This window comes from Marinobacter sp. DSM 26671 (assembly GCF_900112835.1).
GTDB lineage: Bacteria > Pseudomonadota > Gammaproteobacteria > Pseudomonadales > Oleiphilaceae > Marinobacter > Marinobacter flavimaris.
The window spans coordinates 1-19,497 of the sequence record NZ_FONF01000035.1 but is presented as its reverse complement, the minus strand read 5'-3'; the positions used below and the strand labels follow the sequence as shown (position 1 = coordinate 19,497).

The 19,497-nt window shown below is 56.5% G+C and carries 16 protein-coding genes; 10 read left to right on the top strand and 6 right to left on the bottom strand.

The genetic code is table 11. The features are described 5' to 3' along the window. Positions 1 to 398 precede the first annotated feature (398 nt). The 4 genes from BM035_RS21035 to BM035_RS21020 form a co-directional block, all read right to left on the bottom strand. Complete coding sequence (locus BM035_RS21035) at positions 399 to 881, bottom strand: GspH/FimT family pseudopilin (protein WP_092034276.1); 483 nt, start codon at positions 879 to 881, stop codon at positions 399 to 401. A 163-nt stretch (positions 882 to 1,044) separates the two neighbouring features. Beyond that, a complete protein-coding gene (locus tag BM035_RS21030) occupies positions 1,045 to 1,617 on the bottom strand; it encodes a GspH/FimT family pseudopilin (RefSeq protein WP_092034274.1) in 573 nt (190 codons plus the stop codon). A gap of 116 nt (positions 1,618 to 1,733) precedes the next feature. Beyond that, positions 1,734 to 3,122: a sigma-54-dependent transcriptional regulator gene (locus BM035_RS21025; protein ID WP_092034272.1), complete on the bottom strand. Its 1,389-nt coding sequence runs from the start codon at positions 3,120 to 3,122 to the stop codon at positions 1,734 to 1,736. Positions 3,123 to 3,178: 56 nt separating this feature from the next. Next, positions 3,179 to 4,834 (bottom strand): sensor histidine kinase, encoded by a 1,656-nt coding sequence (locus tag BM035_RS21020; RefSeq protein WP_092034270.1) that lies wholly within the window; start codon positions 4,832 to 4,834, stop codon positions 3,179 to 3,181. A gap of 93 nt (positions 4,835 to 4,927) precedes the next feature. On the opposite strand from BM035_RS21020, the gene BM035_RS21015 reads away from it, so the two are divergent. Beyond that, on the top strand, positions 4,928 to 6,598 hold the full coding sequence (locus BM035_RS21015; protein WP_092034268.1) for an NAD+ synthase: 1,671 nt from the start codon (positions 4,928 to 4,930) through the stop codon (positions 6,596 to 6,598). A 60-nt stretch (positions 6,599 to 6,658) separates the two neighbouring features. Here the strand turns inward: BM035_RS21015 and BM035_RS21010 are convergent, their stop codons facing one another. Further along, a complete protein-coding gene (locus tag BM035_RS21010) occupies positions 6,659 to 7,492 on the bottom strand; it encodes an outer membrane protein assembly factor BamD (RefSeq protein WP_008170703.1) in 834 nt (277 codons plus the stop codon). Between the two features lie 134 nt (positions 7,493 to 7,626). Here BM035_RS21010 and rluD point away from each other — a divergent pair, with 134 nt between their 5' ends. The 3 genes from rluD to clpB all read left to right on the top strand — a co-directional run bounded on the left by rluD (position 7,627) and on the right by clpB (position 12,249). Further along, positions 7,627 to 8,604 carry a 23S rRNA pseudouridine(1911/1915/1917) synthase RluD gene (gene rluD, locus BM035_RS21005; RefSeq protein WP_008170702.1) on the top strand — a complete coding sequence of 326 codons (978 nt, stop codon included), beginning with the start codon at positions 7,627 to 7,629 and terminating at the stop codon, positions 8,602 to 8,604. After that, positions 8,594 to 9,352 (top strand): peptidoglycan editing factor PgeF, encoded by a 759-nt coding sequence (pgeF, locus tag BM035_RS21000; protein WP_092034266.1) that lies wholly within the window; start codon positions 8,594 to 8,596, stop codon positions 9,350 to 9,352. Before rluD ends, pgeF begins: the two co-directional genes overlap by 11 nt. A gap of 320 nt (positions 9,353 to 9,672) precedes the next feature. Next, positions 9,673 to 12,249, top strand: a complete 2,577-nt coding sequence (clpB, locus tag BM035_RS20995) for an ATP-dependent chaperone ClpB (protein ID WP_008170699.1) — start codon at positions 9,673 to 9,675, stop codon at positions 12,247 to 12,249. 64 nt (positions 12,250 to 12,313) lie between these two features. Here clpB and BM035_RS20990 read toward each other — a convergent pair whose 3' ends face one another. Then, positions 12,314 to 12,769: a DUF4124 domain-containing protein gene (locus BM035_RS20990; RefSeq protein WP_092034264.1), complete on the bottom strand. Its 456-nt coding sequence runs from the start codon at positions 12,767 to 12,769 to the stop codon at positions 12,314 to 12,316. A gap of 521 nt (positions 12,770 to 13,290) precedes the next feature. On the opposite strand from BM035_RS20990, the gene BM035_RS20985 reads away from it, so the two are divergent. The 6 genes from BM035_RS20985 to BM035_RS20960 all read left to right on the top strand — a co-directional run bounded on the left by BM035_RS20985 (position 13,291) and on the right by BM035_RS20960 (position 19,185). Beyond that, positions 13,291 to 15,009, top strand: coding sequence for an acetolactate synthase 3 large subunit (locus BM035_RS20985; RefSeq protein WP_008170695.1), 1,719 nt, complete (start codon positions 13,291 to 13,293; stop codon positions 15,007 to 15,009). 2 nt (positions 15,010 to 15,011) lie between these two features. Continuing rightward, the gene (gene ilvN, locus BM035_RS20980; protein ID WP_008170692.1) at positions 15,012 to 15,503 is read left to right on the top strand and encodes an acetolactate synthase small subunit; all 492 of its coding nucleotides are present in this window, start codon (positions 15,012 to 15,014) and stop codon (positions 15,501 to 15,503) included. 64 nt (positions 15,504 to 15,567) lie between these two features. Next, positions 15,568 to 16,584 carry a ketol-acid reductoisomerase gene (gene ilvC / locus BM035_RS20975; protein ID WP_008170689.1) on the top strand — a complete coding sequence of 339 codons (1,017 nt, stop codon included), beginning with the start codon at positions 15,568 to 15,570 and terminating at the stop codon, positions 16,582 to 16,584. Positions 16,585 to 16,673: 89 nt separating this feature from the next. Continuing rightward, a complete protein-coding gene (pssA, locus tag BM035_RS20970; RefSeq protein ID WP_041644958.1) occupies positions 16,674 to 17,492 on the top strand; it encodes a CDP-diacylglycerol--serine O-phosphatidyltransferase in 819 nt (272 codons plus the stop codon). A 95-nt stretch (positions 17,493 to 17,587) separates the two neighbouring features. Continuing rightward, positions 17,588 to 18,562, top strand: a complete 975-nt coding sequence (gene msrP, locus BM035_RS20965) for a protein-methionine-sulfoxide reductase catalytic subunit MsrP (protein WP_053114538.1) — start codon at positions 17,588 to 17,590, stop codon at positions 18,560 to 18,562. Further along, positions 18,562 to 19,185 carry a sulfite oxidase heme-binding subunit YedZ gene (locus BM035_RS20960; protein WP_008170683.1) on the top strand — a complete coding sequence of 208 codons (624 nt, stop codon included), beginning with the start codon at positions 18,562 to 18,564 and terminating at the stop codon, positions 19,183 to 19,185. The genes msrP and BM035_RS20960 overlap by 1 nt, the downstream gene beginning before the upstream one ends. Positions 19,186 to 19,497 lie beyond the last annotated feature (312 nt).

Here is a 19,497-nt window from a genome sequence, read left to right as displayed (position 1 = left end):
CTCGGAGCTGAAACGGGCCTTCGGAGCCGCGAAAGCGAAGTGGAAAGGTCACGATGGTTTCAAAGCGTTTGTCTGGGCCTCAGTTCTGAGCTACAACCTGGTGCGGTTGGCCCGACTCGGTCCGGATTAGCCGACCGGTTCCGACTGAACATCTGTAAACAGGGCGCATGAGCAGTCGTGCGGTGCCCGCCCGTGGCTTGAACGCGAGCCAGTCGATCAAATAATGATCACATTTACCAATATTTAGCTGCTTTCATTTTTTTGAAGGCACGCAGCTCAGCCTCCACTCCTGGAGGTGAGCTAAACTGGCTGAAAATGCGGGTTTCTGGATGGGCACTGGCTAGTAATGCAAAATGGATGTTGTTGCCGTTTCAGCATCATCAAGGGTGTTACTGGTGTCACGGGCATACTCCATCTTCTATTTCAGTTCTTCCGACAGGGCTGATACGTAAGGTACGGAACGTTATGTCGCCAGAGGCGCAGCCATTCGGGGCCACTGTGAAGGTCTGGGCATTTTGGGGAACTAAAAAACCACGTCTGTCGAAGACCAGGTCGCCAGTTGTCTCTGTAAAGGTAAGGTCAGCAGGAGCCTCGAAGCGACGGATCTGGTCGTTCGCACAGTCCCCCGCCGCATCGCCGGCATGCACGCACCATCCCGTCTCAAGTCCGCCATCGGTACTAAATGTGACATTGGTGCCGCGTTTGATTGCCTCGGCTCGTGCAAGCTTTATCGAAGAGGCAAGAAGGTTAGTGCCCGTCATCAGCCTGTTGCTTTCAATCAAACGACCAAAGCCCGGAATCGCGACCGTTGCAATAATCACGAGGATGACCATCGTGATCAACAGTTCGATAAGCGTAAAACCCTCATCTTTCTTCAACATGCCATGTCCTGTCAGTGAGCTCCACTCTAGTTAATCAAAGGCCTTGGTTACATTCACTACCCGCGCGACGAGCGGTCCAAGATCTGGATTAAGCGGTCTTCTGCTGACAGTGTTGTGATAAGGGTCACGTTTCTGGGGGTTCATGGATTGCCCTGGTAGGCGCTTACGGATTCGGGCAAGCGACACTTGCACCCCAAGGAAGGCGGATTTTTCCGTCGCCGTCATCGTCATGGACCACGCGAATTCTGCCCCCGATATTCAGGGCTAGATAACTCATCTGAGTCCGCCCGTCGGCTCTCCGGGAGCATGCGATCAAACTGCCCATAGTGCCGTGACTCATAGCATCTGCTGCCAGCTGAAAGTAGCCTCTTCCGGCGGTCCGGGAATATATATTGGAATGCCCGTTGTTTAGCTTGAAGATTTGGTGGATGTGGTCGTCGTCAGGGCGCTTGTCGTTGTTGCGATCCGGGAATACCGCGACCGGTAACGTCCAATCGTCGGTGCATCTGCGCTCTGGGGACAGCGGGCATATAGTCGTCAGCGTTTTGCTGTGAATGGCATGCGATCTAGCCGTGGCAAACATGCGCTGAATGTCTTGAGTAAGATCCCTATGGCGGTTTGAAACCAGCAATTGAGTCCAGGATGTCTGGGCAAGACCTGCCAGTAGGGTAACCAGACTGAGGGTGACGACTAGCTCGACCAGAGTAAATCCTCTGGTTTTGATATGGTTGTACATGTTCTGACTTCCGTGTCGGTTTGCAAACACTTTTCACTTCCTGTGAAAAGCAGAATGTTGCCTTTTAGTGCTGAAACCTTATCAGGTTTGGGTCCACTATGCCGATGAAATGCTATTTATTCCATTCCAAGCTTTTTTAGTCGATAACGAAGTGCCCTGAAGCTGATTCCCAGCCGTTTAGCAGCCGCCGTCTTGTTCCACCGGGTAGCTTCAAGCGCCTTCTCAATCGCTTGTCGTTCAATCTTCTCCAGGTATCCCTCCAGGTCGATTTCCCCATCAGGCACAGCAACACCCTCTCGCTCACCAGCCTCTCCCTCGGCAATAATCTGCGTGGCGGAGGCCGCGTGCTGCACGCCATTCCCCAGATGGAGATCGTTAGCATCAATCAGGTCGGCGTCGCAGAGGGTAAAGGCCCGCTCCAATACGTTTTCTAGCTCCCTGACGTTGCCGGGGAAATTATATTCTCGCAGTCGTTCCACGGCCTTTGGCGTTAACGAAGCGGGGTCGCATTCATATTCTTTCGCAATCCTCTCAAGGATGTGATTGGCAAGCAGGGGAATATCATCCGGTCGCTCTCTTAAAGGAGGTACCGCCAGTTCGATTACGTTAATCCGGTAGAAAAGATCCTGGCGGAAGCTGCCTTCCTGAACAAGTTCCGGCAGGTTCTTATGGGTAGCGCTCAGTACCCGGATGTCCACGGGCACCTCTTTGGTATCGCCAACCGGACGAACTGCCTTTTCCTGGATAGCCCGGAGCAGCTTTACCTGCATGGCGAGGGGCAGGTCTGCCACCTCATCAAGGAATAAGGTGCCGCCGTTGGCCGAACGGAATAAGCCGTCTTTATTCTCCACGGCCCCGGTAAAGCTGCCTTTTTTGTGGCCAAAAAATTCGCTTTCCATCAGCTCTGAGGGAATTGCGCCGCAGTTAACCGCGATGAATGGTCCCTCGCGGCGGGGGCCCTGCAGATGGATCATTCTGGCAACCAGTTCCTTGCCGCTGCCGGACTCGCCGCTGATAAAAACGGGCGCTTGGCTTCTGGCCAGTTTTCGGGTCTGGTTACGGAGTTTGCGTATCTCTGGCGATTTACCCAGCAACAGGCCTGGCTCGTCGGCTGTATCTTCTGTGTCTGCCTTTGGCTCGGCTAATTTGAGGGCGCTATTGACCAACTCCCTTAAACGGGGCAGTTCCACCGGCTTGGATACGAAATCAAAAGCCCCGGCTTTGAGAGACTCGATCGCGGTATCCATGTTGCCGTAGGCTGTAATCACAGCAACAGGCGTGGCGGGAGAATGCTTCTGAATCCACTGCACGAGTTCGATGCCATTACCGTCTGGCAGGTTCATGTCGGTCAGGCAGAGGTGGGTGGTGTTCTGTTCCAGCAATTTCCGGGCGCTGGTGAGGTCGGGTGCCGTGAGGGTTGTTATGCCCATCCGGGTGAGGGTGATCTCAAGTAACTCCCGGATGTCCGGTTCATCATCAACGATCAGCGCTGTGTATGTGGTCATCTTGTGTCGTCGGTTCCATGTCGTTGTTCAAGCGCCCGATATCCGCCGGCGCCGGTTCAGATCATTCGCCCCGGGTGAGCAAATGTAATGCGAAAACAGCAGCCGGGCTTGTTATCTTCTACCAGGGAAAGATGGGCCTGATTAGCCTCGCACAGTTCCCGGGCCAGATAAAGCCCGAGCCCGGTCCCGGTCTTGTCTGTGGTAAAAAAGGGTTCGAACACAGAGTTTCTGTGCTCGGGTGCAATGCCTGGCCCCTGGTCACGGACATCGATATAGGCCCGCTCGCCATCTTCGGTTGCACCGGCATGAATGCCGATCTTTCGCTGTCCCGAGTGCTGTTCACTGTAGCGTAAACCGTTGTCACAAAGATTCACCATCACCTGTTCAATCTGGCTTTTGTCGAAGCGCGCCGGAGGCAGTTGCGGATCGATTTTCAGAACGATATTCGCCGTGGTGCAGTCCTCGTCCTGCGTTTGCAGGAAGTCTTCCCGAAATTCCTGGAGCCAGGGTGCCACTTCGATCAGATCGGCATTTGCGGCCCGGCGCCTGGAAAGATCCAGTACATTCTCTATGATGCCATTCACCCGTCGGGAGTGGCGTCGGATGATCTCCAGCATCTGGCGGTCGCCGGGTTCGAGGTTGGGGGATTCTTCCATCAGTTGGGCCGCGTGGCTGATCGCGCCCAGTGGATTGCGGATTTCATGGGCGATGCCGGCCGTCAGTCGGCCCAGCGATGCCAGTTTCATCTGCTGGGCCTGTTGGGTGACTTTGCTCATGTCCTCAATGAACACAAGAATCTGGTCGCCCCGCTCCTGGTCCAGCTGTGTGAAATTGGCTTGCAGCAGCGGCGAGGTCGGTGAGGGCTGAAACGGTTCAATGCGCTGTGTTGGGTCCTTCAGCCACACGTCCAGGCCCTGCTTGAGCGGCTTGGGCAGCACGGTTGCGCGTTCCTGAATCGGTAATGAGGTTTTTGGCGCGCCATATAAAAGCTCCTCGGCAGCAGCGTTGGCAAGACGGATCTGGCCGAAACGGTCCAGCACCAGAATGCCGGTTCGCATGCGCTGAATAATCTGCTGGTTGATCTTCTCCAGCTCGGCAATGCTGCGCGCCCGGCTGCTGGCCAGTGCCTCGCTGCGCATCATTCGGCGGGAGATGCTTTGCAGGACGAAAGCCGCGGCAAAGTAAAGGATGCCCAGGGAGCCGGCCCGGACGATATCATCGGCGGACTCACCCAGCGCCAGCACGGCCCATCCGGAGATGCCCAGGGAGCAGATCGCTGCCAGAGCCGCGTAGAAGGTTCCCATGCGACTCGGGGTCAGGATGTTGCCCGCCGCAACAGATACAATCACAAGGTTGGCCAGGCCGTTGGTAATGCCTGTACTGGCAAGCAGCAGGCCGTGCATGATGAGGATATCCAGCAGGATCGAAAGCGTTATATGGCGCTGGCTGGGGTGAAAGCCGGCCACAAGAAGCAGGGCGATGAAGGCATTCAGGCCCAGGTAAGCGGAGACGCCTGCCTGGTAGTAATCCAGCAGCCGGAAACGCATGTCAAAGTTGACTGGGTCCACGAATAACAGCGCCACCAGCATCAGGCTCACCACCAGGCGGTAGTGGTTGTAGATCCTGAATAGCTTTGCCTGCTGCACACCGGACGGTGTTGAAGGGGGGTGGCCGAGCGTTTCGGTCGATTGTGCTGGTGTATCTGCTGCCATGATTCACAGGAATCCGCTGTTGGTCGGAAGAAATCCACGCCTATGCGGGGTTATAATAGCCTTTTCATGGCAATGAGTTACAGGAGCCGATTTATGTCCGTGTCCGGAAATCAGGCAGCGACCGGGGTGTCTGCCAGAAAACTGCGGGTGGTGATGGCCCAGCTGGATTTTCTGGTGGGGGACATACCCGGCAATACCGAGCTTATCCTTGAGGCTGCCCGCCGGGCATCGTCCGAGCATCAGGCGGACATTGTGGTTTTTCCCGAGCTTTGCCTGACCGGCTATCCGCCGGAGGATCTGCTGTTGCGCCCGAGCCTGGAAGTGCGGGTCAACGAAGCGCTGGAAAGGTTGCAGGCGGAACGGCTGGACCCGGTGATCGTTATCGGTGCTCCCCTTCGTCATGGCCCGCTGTTGTATAACGCGGCGGTTGTGATTGACGGTGGCGAGATTACCGGCCGGTATTTCAAGCGCTTCCCGCCCAACTACCAGGTGTTTGACGAGAAGCGTTACTTTGCCGAAGGCCAGGATGTTCTGACTCTGGATATCCGGGGCGTTCCTGTAGGTATCACCGTGTGTGAAGATCTTTGGAAGGAGGGGCCGGTAGAAGACTGTGCGGCCGCAGGCGCCCGTCTGATTCTGAATCTCAATGCGTCACCGTACGATATCGACAAGCAGGCACGTCGCAAGGCCCTGTTGGAGCGAAAGTCCCGGGAGAATATGGTCAGTATCGTGTACGTGAATCTTGTGGGTGGCCAGGACGAACTGGTTTTCGATGGGGGCTCCATGGTGTTCGACCATTCGGGTGTGCTTATGGCGGAGGCTCCTCAATTTGGCGAGGGCCTGTACCCGGTTGACTTCCTCTGCGAGCACCATTGCCAGCCGGTATCCCGGCCGCTGCCGGAAGAACCGTCGTTGGAGGCCAATGTCTATAGCGCCCTGGTGACCGGTGTTCGGGATTACGTCAACAAGAATGGATTCAAGTCGGTGGTTCTGGGGCTCTCAGGCGGAATCGACTCGGCCGTTACGCTGGCGGTCGCAGTCGATGCCCTGGGCAAGGATCGGGTTCGGGCGGTGATGATGCCGTTCCGTTACACCTCCAGCATGAGCCTTGAGGATGCCGAGGCTGAAGCCGTTGCCCTGGGCGTGCAGTACGATGTGTTTTCCATTGAACCCATGTACGACGCCTTCATGGAAACTCTGGCAGCGCCTTTTGAGGGCACCAAACCGGATACAACCGAGGAAAACCTGCAGGCGCGTCTCCGGGGTGTTCTGCTGATGTCGCTTTCCAACAAGTTTGGTTCCCTGGTGCTGACCACTGGTAACAAGAGCGAGATGGCGGTGGGCTATTCAACGCTTTATGGCGATATGGCTGGCGGCTTTGATGTGCTCAAGGATGTGCCCAAAACCCTGGTATTCCGCCTGGCCAAATACCGCAACACGCTTTCGGAGGGAGAAGTGATCCCCGAGCGTGTGATCACCCGGCCGCCATCGGCAGAACTGGCGCCGGACCAGAAAGATGAAGACAGCCTGCCCGGTTACGATGTACTGGATCAGATTTTGAATCTGTATGTAGAGCGGGATTTCAGTGCCGATGCGATCGTTGCGGAAGGTTTCGAGCGAGTCGACGTTGAGCGGGTTATTCGTCTTGTAGATATCAACGAATACAAACGTCGGCAGGCGCCGATTGGTGTTCGAATTACCGAGCGAGGATTTGGCAAGGACCGGCGTTATCCGATCACCAACGGCTGGAAGAGTGGCAAATAGTTGAAGTATTCGGGGTCAGATGAACTTTTCATCTGGCCCCAAATTCAGCTGTTTGAGCCCTTACTCGTCGCCCATCAAACCGAAGGTAACAACGTTCGTCAGTGAACGGTTTTCACCCTCCAGCAGATCCACCTCAAAATCGCCGTCGGCATTGAATGCCTCACTTTCCGGGAAATTGGTACGGAGCATGGCGATTGCGTCCTGTGAACCTTTTTTCAGATCCAGGAAGCGAAAGGTTTCTGCCAGGATAATCAGAGCCTCTTCAGTAACCGTTGCGGTCGGATAATTCTCGATGATGTACCGCGCCCGGTTGTTGGCCGCCACATAGGCCTGGCGTTTGACGTAATAGCGGGCAGCGTAAAGTTCCAGCTCAGCCATGCGATTGCGCACTGCGATCATTCGCTGTCGGGCATCTGCGACGTACTGGCTTTCCGGGTAGCGGCTCAGCAGTTCCGAAAAATCCCGGAAAGACTGCAGCTGCTCGCCTGGATCCCGGGCCGCAACGTCGATCGGAAAGTAACGGGCAGCAAGGCCGATATCCAGGTTGTAGGAGGCGAGGCCACGCATATAGAGCGCATAATCCCCGTGGTCACTTTGCGGGTTCAGACGCAAAAAACGGTCGGCAGCTGCGCGGGAACCTTCCAGGTCCAGGTTCTGGTAGCGGGCATAAATCAGATCAAGCTGGGCCTGTTCGGCGTAGCGACCGAAGGGATAGTAGGTTTCCAGGGCATCCAGGTTCTCCTCTGCCTCGTTGAAATTCCCGGAGGTCATGGCCTGGCGTGCATTCTCATAGTAGGTCTTCTCCGGAAGTACTTCCTCCTGCTTGTTGGAGGCGCAGGCACTGACCAGAACAACCAGTGTGGAAAGTAACAGCAAACGAAGACCTGATCTCATTCCGGAATCCCGTATAATGTCGATTAATTCAAGGGCAGTCATTGTAGCGGGGAAGTGGCTCCATGTGCAGAGCAATGCCTCGCTGTTTCCAATAATCTGACCGAAACGTAACACACACAGGCCCTGGGGGCTTAATGTCATCTGAAAAACGAATCATCGCCAACTTTGTCGTGCCGCCGGAACTGAGTGATCGGCGCCTTGACCAGGCCGCGGCAGAACTGATGCCCGAACATTCCCGTTCCCGCCTGCAGTCCTGGATCAAAAGCGGCGCGTTGACGGTGAATGGTGAGACGCGAAAGCCTCGGGACAAAGTGATGCTGGATGATCGCCTGGCGCTGGATGCCGAGCCGGAAGCCCAGGTGAGCTGGCAGGCCGAGGAAATCTCCCTCGATATTGTCTATGAGGACGAGCACTTGCTGGTCATCAACAAGCCCGCGGGCCTAGTAGTGCACCCGGCGGCCGGCCATGCCGATGGAACCCTGGTCAATGCCCTGCTGAACTACGCACCGGAGGTCGAGAATCTGCCCAGGGCGGGTATCGTACACCGCCTCGACAAAGACACCTCGGGCATTATGGTCGTTGCCCGTAGCCTGATTGCGCACACGTCCCTGGTCGACCAGCTACAAACCCGAACCATGGGCCGCGAGTACGAGGCCGTCGTCGTTGGCACCCTCACCGGCGGCGCAACGGTTGATGCGCCCATCGGCCGGCATCCTCGGGAGCGCAAGAAAATGGCGGTCGTCGCCTCCGGCAAACCGGCGGTCACCCATTATCGTCTGGTGGAACGTTTTGCCGCCCACACTCACGTCCGCTGCAAACTGGAAAGCGGCCGAACCCATCAGATCCGGGTTCATATGGCCCATGTAAAACACCCGCTGGTCGGAGATCCGCTCTATGGAGGTCGGCTGAGACTGCCCAAGGGAACCACTGACGAGCTTAGAGAGGCCCTCTCGGCGTTCAACCGTCAGGCCCTCCACGCCCGGCAATTGACCCTGGAACACCCGGAAACCGGTGAAATCCTGACCTGGGAGGTTCCCTTGCCTGAGGATATGGTTGCGTTGATTGAAGCTCTGCGCAAACACGCCCGGGAGCTGGAAACCCGTGACTATTGAAGGTAACGCCCTGAAACCGGACTGGCCTGCGCCCGATAGAGTGCGGGCGGTCAGCACAACTCGCGTCGGGGGTGTCAGCGTTCCACCCTGGAGCAGTCTTAACCTCGGTAGTCACGTCGAAGACAACCCGGAACACGTCCAAGAGAATCGGCGAAGACTCGCCGAGTCCTTGAAGCTGGATAGCGCCCGTATTGGTTGGCTCAACCAGGTACACGGTACCGCGGTCGTTGAGCTAACCCCGAACAACGTCGGACAAACGGCCGAGGCTGACGCCAGCTACACCTGTCATCCGGGCATCGCCTGCGCCATCCTTACCGCCGACTGCCTGCCCGTTATCCTTGCCGATCGCGAAGGAACGGTTGTTGGCGCCGCCCACTGTGGCTGGCGAAGCCTGTGTGGCGGTGTTATCGAGAATCTGGTGAGCGAGATGGCGGTTGCGCCCGAAACCCTGCAAGCCTGGCTCGGCCCGGCCATCGGTCCGGACAGCTTCGAGGTCGGCCCGGAAGTGCGTGACGCCTTCCTTGATCATGGTCCCAAAGCGGTCCTCGCCTTTAGAGCCGAAGGCGCTCGGCCGGGTCATTTCATGGCAGATATCTATGCCCTTGCCACTCTGAGGTTAAATCATCTCGGTGTTTCCAGCGTGACTGGCGGTGCCCTGTGTACCGTTCAGGATTCAGATCGGTTTTTTTCATACCGCAGGGATGGCCAAACAGGGCGGATGGCCACGCTGGTCTGGCTAACAAGCTAAGTGGCCAACTTGAAGTGGCCGTGGCAAGGCGGTTGCTGAAAAGTCCGGTGGCTGGTGCGAGGCTGCTTTCCAGAACTGTCTGCAGCATGGATGCTGCAGCCAAGCCTACAGGGATGTATTCACGGCGTGTTCTGGAAAGCAGCCTCGCGCCAGCCTTGCACCCAGCACCAAACTCAAACCTGACGGCCGTCAATTTTCTGACGAATACACCGCCGCCCCGCTTGAAGTCCCTCTACTTGCCCCTACATTAACTGTCAAAGCAATCGAATATCCGCCACCCAAGGCACCATGGTATTCGCAGAAATTTGGGGAAAGTACACATGAGAATCGACAAGCTGACCAGCAAGCTGCAGACCGCCCTCGCGGACGCACAGTCCATCGCGGTCGGAAAGGATCACAACTTCATTGAGCCGGTGCACCTGATGCAGGCACTGCTTGATCAGGAAGGCAGCGCCATCAAACCCTTGCTCAAGCAGGCCGGCGCAGAGCCCGGACGCATTCGCCAGGCGATCGCCCGGGAGATCGAAAACCTGCCCGAAGTGCAGGGATCGGCCGGCGACGTCTCCATGTCCAATGACATGGGCCGGCTGTTCAACATTGCCGACAAGCTCGCCCAGAAACGCAAAGACCAGTACATCTCCAGTGAGCTCATGTTGCTGGCCGCCCTGGAAGATCGGGGTACTTTGGGTCGCGTACTTCGGGAGCAGGGTGTTGATAAAGCTGCCCTGGAAAAAGCGATTGACGACGTTCGCGGCGGTGAAGCCGTCAACGACGCCAGCGCCGAAGAAAACCGTCAGGCTCTGTCCAAATACACCATCGACCTTACCGAGCGAGCCGAGGCCGGCAAGCTGGACCCGGTAATCGGCCGCGATGATGAAATTCGCCGTACCATTCAGGTATTGCAGCGCCGCCGGAAGAACAACCCGGTTCTCATCGGTGAGCCCGGCGTTGGTAAAACCGCCATCGTCGAAGGGCTGGCCCAGCGTATCGTCAACGGCGAGGTGCCCGATGGCCTCAAGGACAAGAAGGTTCTGTCACTCGATATGGGTGCCCTTATTGCCGGCGCCAAGTTCCGGGGTGAGTTTGAAGAACGCCTGAAAGCTGTTCTGAACGAACTGTCCAAACAGGAAGGTCAGATCATCCTGTTCATCGACGAGATTCACACCATGGTTGGTGCCGGCAAGGCCGAAGGCTCCATGGATGCCGGTAATATGCTCAAGCCGGCGCTCGCTCGTGGCGAGCTGCACTGCGTGGGCGCGACTACCCTGGACGAATACCGTGAAAACATCGAAAAAGACGCCGCTCTTGAGCGTCGCTTCCAGAAAGTACTGGTCAGCGAACCCAGTGAGGAAGATACCATCGCCATCCTGCGGGGCCTGAAAGAGCGTTATGAAGTTCACCACGGGGTTGAGGTGACAGATGGCGCCATTATCGCCGCCGCCAAACTGTCGCATCGTTACATTGCCGACCGTCAGCTGCCGGACAAGGCCATTGACCTGGTGGACGAGGCCGCTTCCCAGATCCGGATGGAAATGGATTCGAAGCCCGAGGCCCTGGATCGTCTCGAACGTCGTCTGATTCAGTTGAAAATCGAGCGTGAGGCGCTCAAGAAAGAGACCGATGCTGCCTCGAAAAAACGCCTGTCGGAACTGTCCGATGTGATCACCGGTGTCGAGCGTGAGTACGCCGATCTGGAAGAAGTCTGGAATACCGAAAAGGCGGCATTGCACGGGTCCCAGAAGATCAAGAGCCGGTTGGAACAGGCCCGCATTGATCTGGAGAATGCCCGTCGTGCCGGTGACCTCGGCAAGATGTCTGAGCTCCAGTACGGGCAGATTCCTGAGCTTGAGCGCCAGCTGGATATGGCCAGCCAGGCAGAAATGATGGAAATGAAGCTGCTTCGCAACCGGGTAACCGACGAGGAAATCGCCGAGATTGTCTCCAAGTGGACCGGCATCCCGGTGTCCAAGATGCTCGAAGGTGAGCGCGATAAGCTGATGCGCATGGAAGAGGCGCTTCATGGTCGGGTTATCGGCCAGGATGAGGCGGTTGAAGCTGTTTCTAACGCGGTGCGTCGTTCCCGGGCCGGATTGTCCGACCCCAATCGTCCAAACGGTTCGTTCCTGTTTCTCGGCCCGACGGGTGTGGGTAAGACCGAGCTGTGTAAGGCGCTGGCGTCCTTCCTGTTCGATACCGAGGAAGCCATGGTTCGCATCGATATGTCCGAGTTCATGGAGAAGCATTCCGTGGCTCGCCTGATTGGTGCGCCCCCGGGCTACGTCGGCTACGAGGAAGGTGGCTACCTGACCGAAGCGGTCCGCCGTCGGCCGTATTCCGTGTTGCTGCTGGATGAGGTGGAAAAAGCCCATCCGGATGTGTTCAACATACTTTTGCAGGTACTTGAGGATGGTCGCCTGACTGACGGGCAGGGCAGGACCGTCGACTTCCGGAACACGGTCATTGTCATGACCTCAAACCTCGGCTCGGACATCATCCAGCAGAAAGCCGGCGAGGAGAGCTACGAGGTCATGAAGAATGCCGTCATGGAAGTCGTCGGCACTCATTTCCGCCCCGAGTTCATCAACCGCGTGGATGAAGTGGTGGTGTTCCACCCGCTGGCGGAGAGTCAAATCCAGGGCATTGCCCGGATTCAGATCGAGTCTCTGAGCAAGCGCCTGAAAGAGCAGGATATGAAGCTGGAGCTGGATGATGCTGCCATGGAGTTGTTGGCGGAAGTGGGCTATGACCCGGTCTACGGTGCCCGGCCGCTGAAGCGGGCCATCCAGCGGATGATCGAGAACCCGCTGGCCCAGAGGCTGCTAAAGGGAGAGTTTGTGTCGGGTGATGTCATTCGTGGCACAGTGAAGGACCACCACCTGGATTTCACCAAAGCCTGACCCGAGAGTCGGAGCTGAAGTCGGGGTCAGATGAAAGCTTTCATCTGACCCCATTTTTACATGTTCACATCGGTTCGCAATTATCTTCCGCCATTCGCTCAAGTTCTGCCCGTTTCTCGGCAAGCTCTTCCGGAGTCAGATAGCGCAGTTCGCCGTTTTCCTCAATCCGGATGCGGGCGTGGTTGGCAATTACCTCCAAGTTGGACCGGGCTGTCGCGCAATTTGCGTCGCGCTGTTTCCGGCGGGCCTCCTCAACGGCGGTCTCCTGGCGCTGCCTTGCCTCATCTTCCTGGTGTTCCTGCATATTCTGCAGACGCTCCTGGGGGCTCTGCCTGTTGCCAGACGCGTCGGAAGAGGTGCCGGAGCGAACATTGACTCGTTCGGCCTTTGAGCCCGTAGGCTGCCGGTCCCCAAAATGGGTAACCCCGTTTTCATCGGTCCATTTATAGACAGAGGCGCTCATGGCGACACCTGGTACAACGGCCAGTAATAAGGTCAGCGTCAGGATTTTTCTGTTCATGGCTCTACTCGCGTGTGTTCACTGCTCCCGGGCAGGCAGACAACCTGGATAAACCGGGCCCGTTTTTTCTCAGCTTATTATTCCCTATCATGCCACCAGTGTTGCGGATTTTCTTCTGTCTGGTTCAAATCTTTGTATCGGATTTGTGTCAAGTATGGCAGACCTTCGGCCAGTATAGGCACAGAAACCTGCAGCGGCTATTGACAGGGAGTTTCGCGCTGTCAGAATTACCGATTGCCTGAAGACTGGGGTCAATACGGCAGGCAATCCCGAGCGAGTATCCCCCATCAATTACCACACTGAACGCGCCGCGTATCCGTCGCGGGATGGTTGTTGCTTACGTGCAACCCGTTGATTGGCCGTTCTCCGCAACCCTCAGGAGGGCGGCTGGCCAGGAGACAACCTCTTAACAAGGTGTGGAGGAGCAGCCGGTTCCGCTTTCAAAAGAAGCATGGACACCGTGAATCCAGGCAACCGGGAGCCTTCCCGGCTCATTCACTCGTAGAAGAGGGTAGAAAATCGTGGAGTTATTGTCTGGCGCCGATATGCTGATCCGGTCCCTTCAAGATGAAGGTATCGAATACATATACGGCTATCCGGGTGGTGCAGCCCTTCATATTTATGATGCGCTGTTCAGGCAGGACAAAGTCAAGCACATTCTGGTAAGGCACGAGCAGGCGGCGGTCCACATGGCCGACGGTTATGCCCGTGCGACCGGAAAACCAGGTACCGTACTGGTGACCTCGGGTCCTGGAGCCACCAACACCATCACTGGCATTGCCACCGCATTCATGGATTCCATCCCCATGGTGGTTCTGTGCGGCCAGGTTGCGTCCACCCTCATCGGCGAGGACGCGTTCCAGGAAACCGATATGATGGGTGTCTCCCGTCCGGTGGTTAAGCACAATCTCAGTGTCCGTCATCCCGAGGAAATCCCGGAGATTATCCGTAAGGCGTATTATATTGCCGCGACCGGTCGCCCCGGTCCTGTGGTCGTGGATATTCCCAAGGATATGACCACGCCGAACGAGCGTTACGAGTACGCCTATCCCAAGAAGGTCAAACTGCGCTCCTACAACCCCGCTATTCGCGGCCATGCCGGTCAGATCAAGAAAGCGGTCGACATGATGCTGGCGGCGAAGCGCCCAATTATCTACGCAGGCGGTGGGGTTGTTCTGGGCAAGGCATCGGATCAGCTGACTGAGTTGGTACGGCTGCTGGGCTATCCGATCACCAATACCCTGATGGGCATTGGTTGTTACCCGGCCAGCGATAAACAGCACCTGGGCTGGCTTGGCATGCACGGCACGTACGAAGCCAACATGGCCATGCACCACTCGGATCTCATTCTCTGCGTGGGAGCCCGTTTTGATGATCGGGTGACCAATGCTACCGAGAAGTTCTGTCCGGGCGCGCGCATCATCCATATCGACATCGACCCGGCCTCGATTTCCAAAACCGTGGATGCCGATGTGCCCATCGTTGGCCCGGTTGACGCTGTGCTCAAGGAAATGCTGTCGCTGGTGAAGGAAGCCAAGGAAAAGCCGGACGCGGACGCAATTGCTTCCTGGTGGAAGCAGATTGACGAGTGGCGAGCATTCCATGGCATGCGCTATGAGACCAGCCCGGATGTGATCAAGCCCCAGGAAGTCATCGAAATGCTGTGTCGCTTGACCAACGGCGAAGCCTTCGTGACTTCCGATGTTGGTCAGCATCAGATGTTCGCGGCCCAGTACTACAAGTTCGATAAGCCCAACCGCTGGATCAATTCCGGTGGTCTCGGCACCATGGGCTTCGGCCTGCCGGCGGCCATGGGGGTAAAGCTGACCCATCCGGACGACGAAGTGCTGTGCATTACCGGTGAGGGCAGTATCCAGATGAACATCCAGGAGCTGTCGACCTGCAAGCAGTACAACCTGCCGGTTAAGATCATTAACCTGAATAACCAGGCTCTGGGTATGGTCAAGCAATGGCAGGACATGAACTACGAGTCCCGCCATGCCGAGTCCTACATGGAATCCCTGCCCGACTTCATCAAGCTGGCGGAAGCCTACGGCCACAAGGGTGTCCGGATTGAGAAGAAGGAGGATCTGGAGACCAAGCTGAAAGAAGTGCTGGCCATGAAAGACGAGCTGGTATTCGTGGATATCTACGTGGACCGTTTTGAGCACGTGTATCCGATGCAGGTTGCCCGGGGTTCCATGAAAGATATGTGGCTCAGCAAGACGGAGAGGGTCTGATCATGCGTCGAATCATTTCTGTTTTGCTTGAAAACGAACCTGGCGCCCTGTCGCGGGTGGTAGGTCTGTTTTCCCAGCGCAACTACAACATCGAAACACTCACCGTGGCGCCAACCGAGGACGAGACGTTGTCCCGTCTTACGGTGACCACCACGGGTTCTGACAAGGTGATCGAACAGATCACCAAACAACTGAACAAGCTGATTGAAGTCGTCAAGCTGGTGGATCTCACCGAAGGCGCCCATATCGAACGCGAACTGATGCTGGTCAAGCTGAAAGCCACGGGTTCCCAGCGTGCCGAGATCAAGCGTACGGTGGACATTTTCCGCGGCCAGATCGTGGATGTGACCAGCTCCGTTTACACGGTTCAGTTGGCAGGTGACAGCGAGAAGCTGGACGGCTTTATTCAGGCCGTTGGCACGTCGGGCGTACTGGAAGTGGTGCGCAGCGGTGTATCCGGTATCGCCCGGGGCGAGAAGGTGCTCAGCCTTTAACGATTTCAAACAGGGTTTGAACAATATGGCTCTTCGGGGCCATCACAAATAACAGAGGTTTCTCATGCAGGTTTACTACGATAAGGATTGCGATCTTTCCATCATCCAGGGCAAGAAAGTTGCCATCATTGGTTTCGGCTCCCAGGGCCACGCTCACGCGTGTAACCTGAAAGAGTCCGGTGTTGACGTGACCGTGGGCCTGCGCCCGGGTTCTTCTTCCATCGCCAAGGCGGAAGCCTATGGTCTGAAGACCAGCGACGTGCCGTCTGCCGTTGCCGCCGCCGACGTTGTCATGGTTCTGACTCCGGACGAATACCAGGCCCAGCTGTACAAGGCGGAAATCGAGCCGAATCTGCAGCAAGGCGCCACCCTGGCGTTCGCCCACGGCTTTGCCATCCACTACAACCAGATCGTTCCGCGTAAGGATCTGGACGTCATCATGATTGCTCCGAAGGCACCGGGCCACACCGTGCGCACCGAGTTCGCCAACGGTGGTGGTATTCCCGACCTGATCGCTATCTTCCAGGATTCCTCCGGCAACGCCAAGAATCTGGCTCTGTCCTACGCCAGCGGTATCGGTGGCGGCCGTACCGGCATCATCGAAACCACGTTCAAGGATGAGACCGAAACCGATCTGTTCGGTGAGCAGGCCGTTCTCTGCGGTGGTACCGTGGAGCTAGTTAAAGCGGCGTTCGAAACGCTCGTGGAAGGCGGTTATGAGCCGGAAATGGCGTACTTCGAGTGTCTGCACGAGCTAAAGTTGATCGTCGATCTGATGTACGAGGGCGGTATCGCCAACATGAACTACTCCATCTCCAACAACGCGGAGTATGGCGAGTATGTGACCGGTCCCGAAATCATCAACGAGCAGTCCCGTGAAGCGATGCGCAACGCGCTGAAGCGTATTCAGAGCGGCGAGTACGCCAAGATGTTTATCTCTGAAGGCGCTCTGAACTATCCGTCCATGACGGCGCGTCGTCGCCAGAACGCTGCCCACGAAATCGAAGTGGTTGGTGAAAAACTGCGCGGCATGATGCCCTGGATCTCCGCGAACAAGATCGTGGATAAGGACAAAAACTAAGCGGAATTCCGCCTGGTTTTGAAAAACGCGGCCCGGGTGGCCGCGTTTTTCGTATATACTCCGCCCAAACGCTTTCCGGAGTAATGGGAATGACTGAAGAAAGAAAATCCGCCGACGGCAAGCAGAACCCGGACTATGAAGTCGAGGCCGGGGAAGTGGTTGAAGAAGAGCTGGTAGGAGGTGCGCCCGTGCGCCGCAAGGGGATATATCTGCTTCCCAATGCGCTCACAACCGCTTCGCTGTTCTCAGGTTTCTACGCCATTGTTTCTGCCGCCAACGGCGTCTTTGACAATGCCGCCATCGCTATTTTTGTGTCGATGATTCTGGACGGTCTCGACGGCCGGGTTGCCCGGATGACCAATACCCAGAGTAAATTCGGTGAGGAGTACGACAGTCTGGCCGACATGGTGGCCTTCGGCGTCGCTCCCGGGCTGGTAGCCTTTTTCTGGTCACTGAACGCCTTCGACAAGGTTGGTTGGGCCATCACCTTTATCTACGTGGCTGGCGCCGCTTTGCGCCTGGCACGGTTCAATACCCAGATTGGCTCGGTCGATAAGAAGTTCTTTGTCGGCTTGCCGAGTCCGGCTGCGGCTGCCTGTGTCGCGGGCCTGGTCTGGTGTTTCCATCTTTTCGAACCGTCTACCTGGCTCACCTTGTTGACCATGTTTGTGGTCGGCGGTGCCGGTGTTTTGATGGTGAGCAATATTCTGTACCGCAGTTTCAAGGATCTGGACCTGCGTGGCCGTGTACCGTTTGCCGCCATTCTGCTTGTGGTGCTGGTTTTTGTAGTGATCGCGCTGGATCCTGCAACCGTATTGTTTACTGGATTTCTGATATACGCGTTGTCCGGCCCTGTTCGTGCGCTTTTCCGTGGCAAGCCACGGAAAGCTCCAGGCGCCGCTGACTGAGCACCCCTTCCGGGCCTCCTCAGTGAGGTCCGGGAATTTTCAATACAGTCTCCGGTCAACGCCTTTGCTGGCTGATGCCCCGACGGAGACTTTCCATGCTCATCAAGAAACGCCCTTCCTGGGCTTTGCCTCATTCTGAAGTTACGCCCGAGTCTGTTTACCTGAACCGACGTCAATTTATGTCCGGCACCCTGGCTGTGGCCGCTGGCCTTTCAGTGCCCGGTCTGTTGTCGGCAGCGAAGCTTCCTGTCCCGGGAGAAGCGCTGGATTTTGTTCCGATGCCCGGCTTTTCCACCGACGAGGAGAAAACCCCTTTTGAGGACGTAACCCGTTACAACAACTTTTACGAGTTCGGCACTGGAAAAGGGGATCCGGCGAAGTACGCCGATGAGATGACCGTTGATCCCTGGTCCGTGGTTGTTGAAGGCGCATGTGATCGGCCCGGTGCGTATGCGTTGGAAGATCTGCTGAAACCTCACGAGTATCAGGAACGGGTGTATCGGCTTCGTTGTGTCGAGGCCTGGTCGATGGTGATTCCCTGGATCGGGATCCCCTTGGCCGACATTCTCAAGCGGCTCGAACCGACTTCCAGGGCGAAGTACGTCTATTTCGAGACCCTCTATGATCCGGACCAGATGCGAGGTCAGCGCTCGCTGTTCAGCACCATCGACTGGCCTTATCAGGAAGGTCTTCGCATGGACGAGGCAATGAACGAGTTAAGCTTCCTGGCTGTTGGGCTCTACGGCAAGACCATGCCAAACCAGAATGGCGCGCCTATCCGGCTGGTCGTGCCCTGGAAGTACGGTTTCAAGAGCATCAAGTCGATCGTCAAGATTCGCTTTCAGGAGGAGCGCCCCAAGACTACCTGGGAAATGCTTGCGCCCCAGGAGTATGGCTTCTATGCCAACGTGAACCCTGAAGTTGACCATCCGAGGTGGAGCCAGAAGCGGGAGCGCAGGCTGCCCTCTGGCTTGCTCTCTCCCAACTACATGGAAACCGTCAAGTTCAATGGTTATGGAGAACAGGTTGCCGATCTGTACAAGGGCATGGATTTGAGCAAGTTCTATTGATGAATGAGAAGCGTGTGCTGAACCAACCGGGGTTTGTGCTGGCGTTTCGCCTGCTGGTAGCGCTGCTCGCCAGCGTTCCCCTGTTGGTGCTGATTGCCAGCATTGCCAGCCAGTCCCTCGGCCCGGATCCCGGGCAAGAAGTAACAGAGTCGCTGGGCATCGCGGCATTTCAGTTATTGATTGCTACCTTATGCATGACACCGCTCAAGCGTTGGACAGGGTGGGGAGCGTGGATCCGGGTTCGCCGGATGCTTGGTCTGTTTGCGTTCTTTTATGCGGTGTTGCATGTATTGGCGTTTCTGCAGTTTATTCTTGGCTGGAGCGATCTATGGGCCACGTTCACCAAGCGGCCATATATCCTGGCGGGGGCGGTGTCTTTCCTTATGCTTGTGCCACTGGCGTTAACCTCAACAAAGGGGATGATGAGGCGGATGGGCCGGCAATGGAAAGCCTTGCATAAGCTGGTGTACCCGATTGCGATAGCGGCATGGGTTCATTTCATCTGGCAGTCCCGCAGTGACGTTGGAGAAATGGTGGTGTACGGCCTGATAATCGCAGTTCTGCTGGCGCTTCGTTGGAAATGGAGCGGGAGTCGCGCGCTGATTCCGTTTGTCAGAGGCTGATTTTGAGTAAAAAGAATACGATCTGATCACTGACTGATCAGGCGGATACGTGGAAACCGATACCGCTATAAATTAATTCAAAAACCTCGTTGACAGTTTTCCTGACGCCTGTAGAATGCGCACCACTTCTGAGGGACAAGCCACTCACAGCGGTTTTCCGAGCAGAAGTAACCGTTTGAAAGTACTGAAGAAAATGAGTTTTAAAATTCTTCGGATTAACGGTTGACAAGGCGGCGTTACGATGTAGAATACGCGGCCTTGATTGAGCAACAGCTCAAACGCTCTTTAAAAAGTTGACCAAGTAATTCGTGT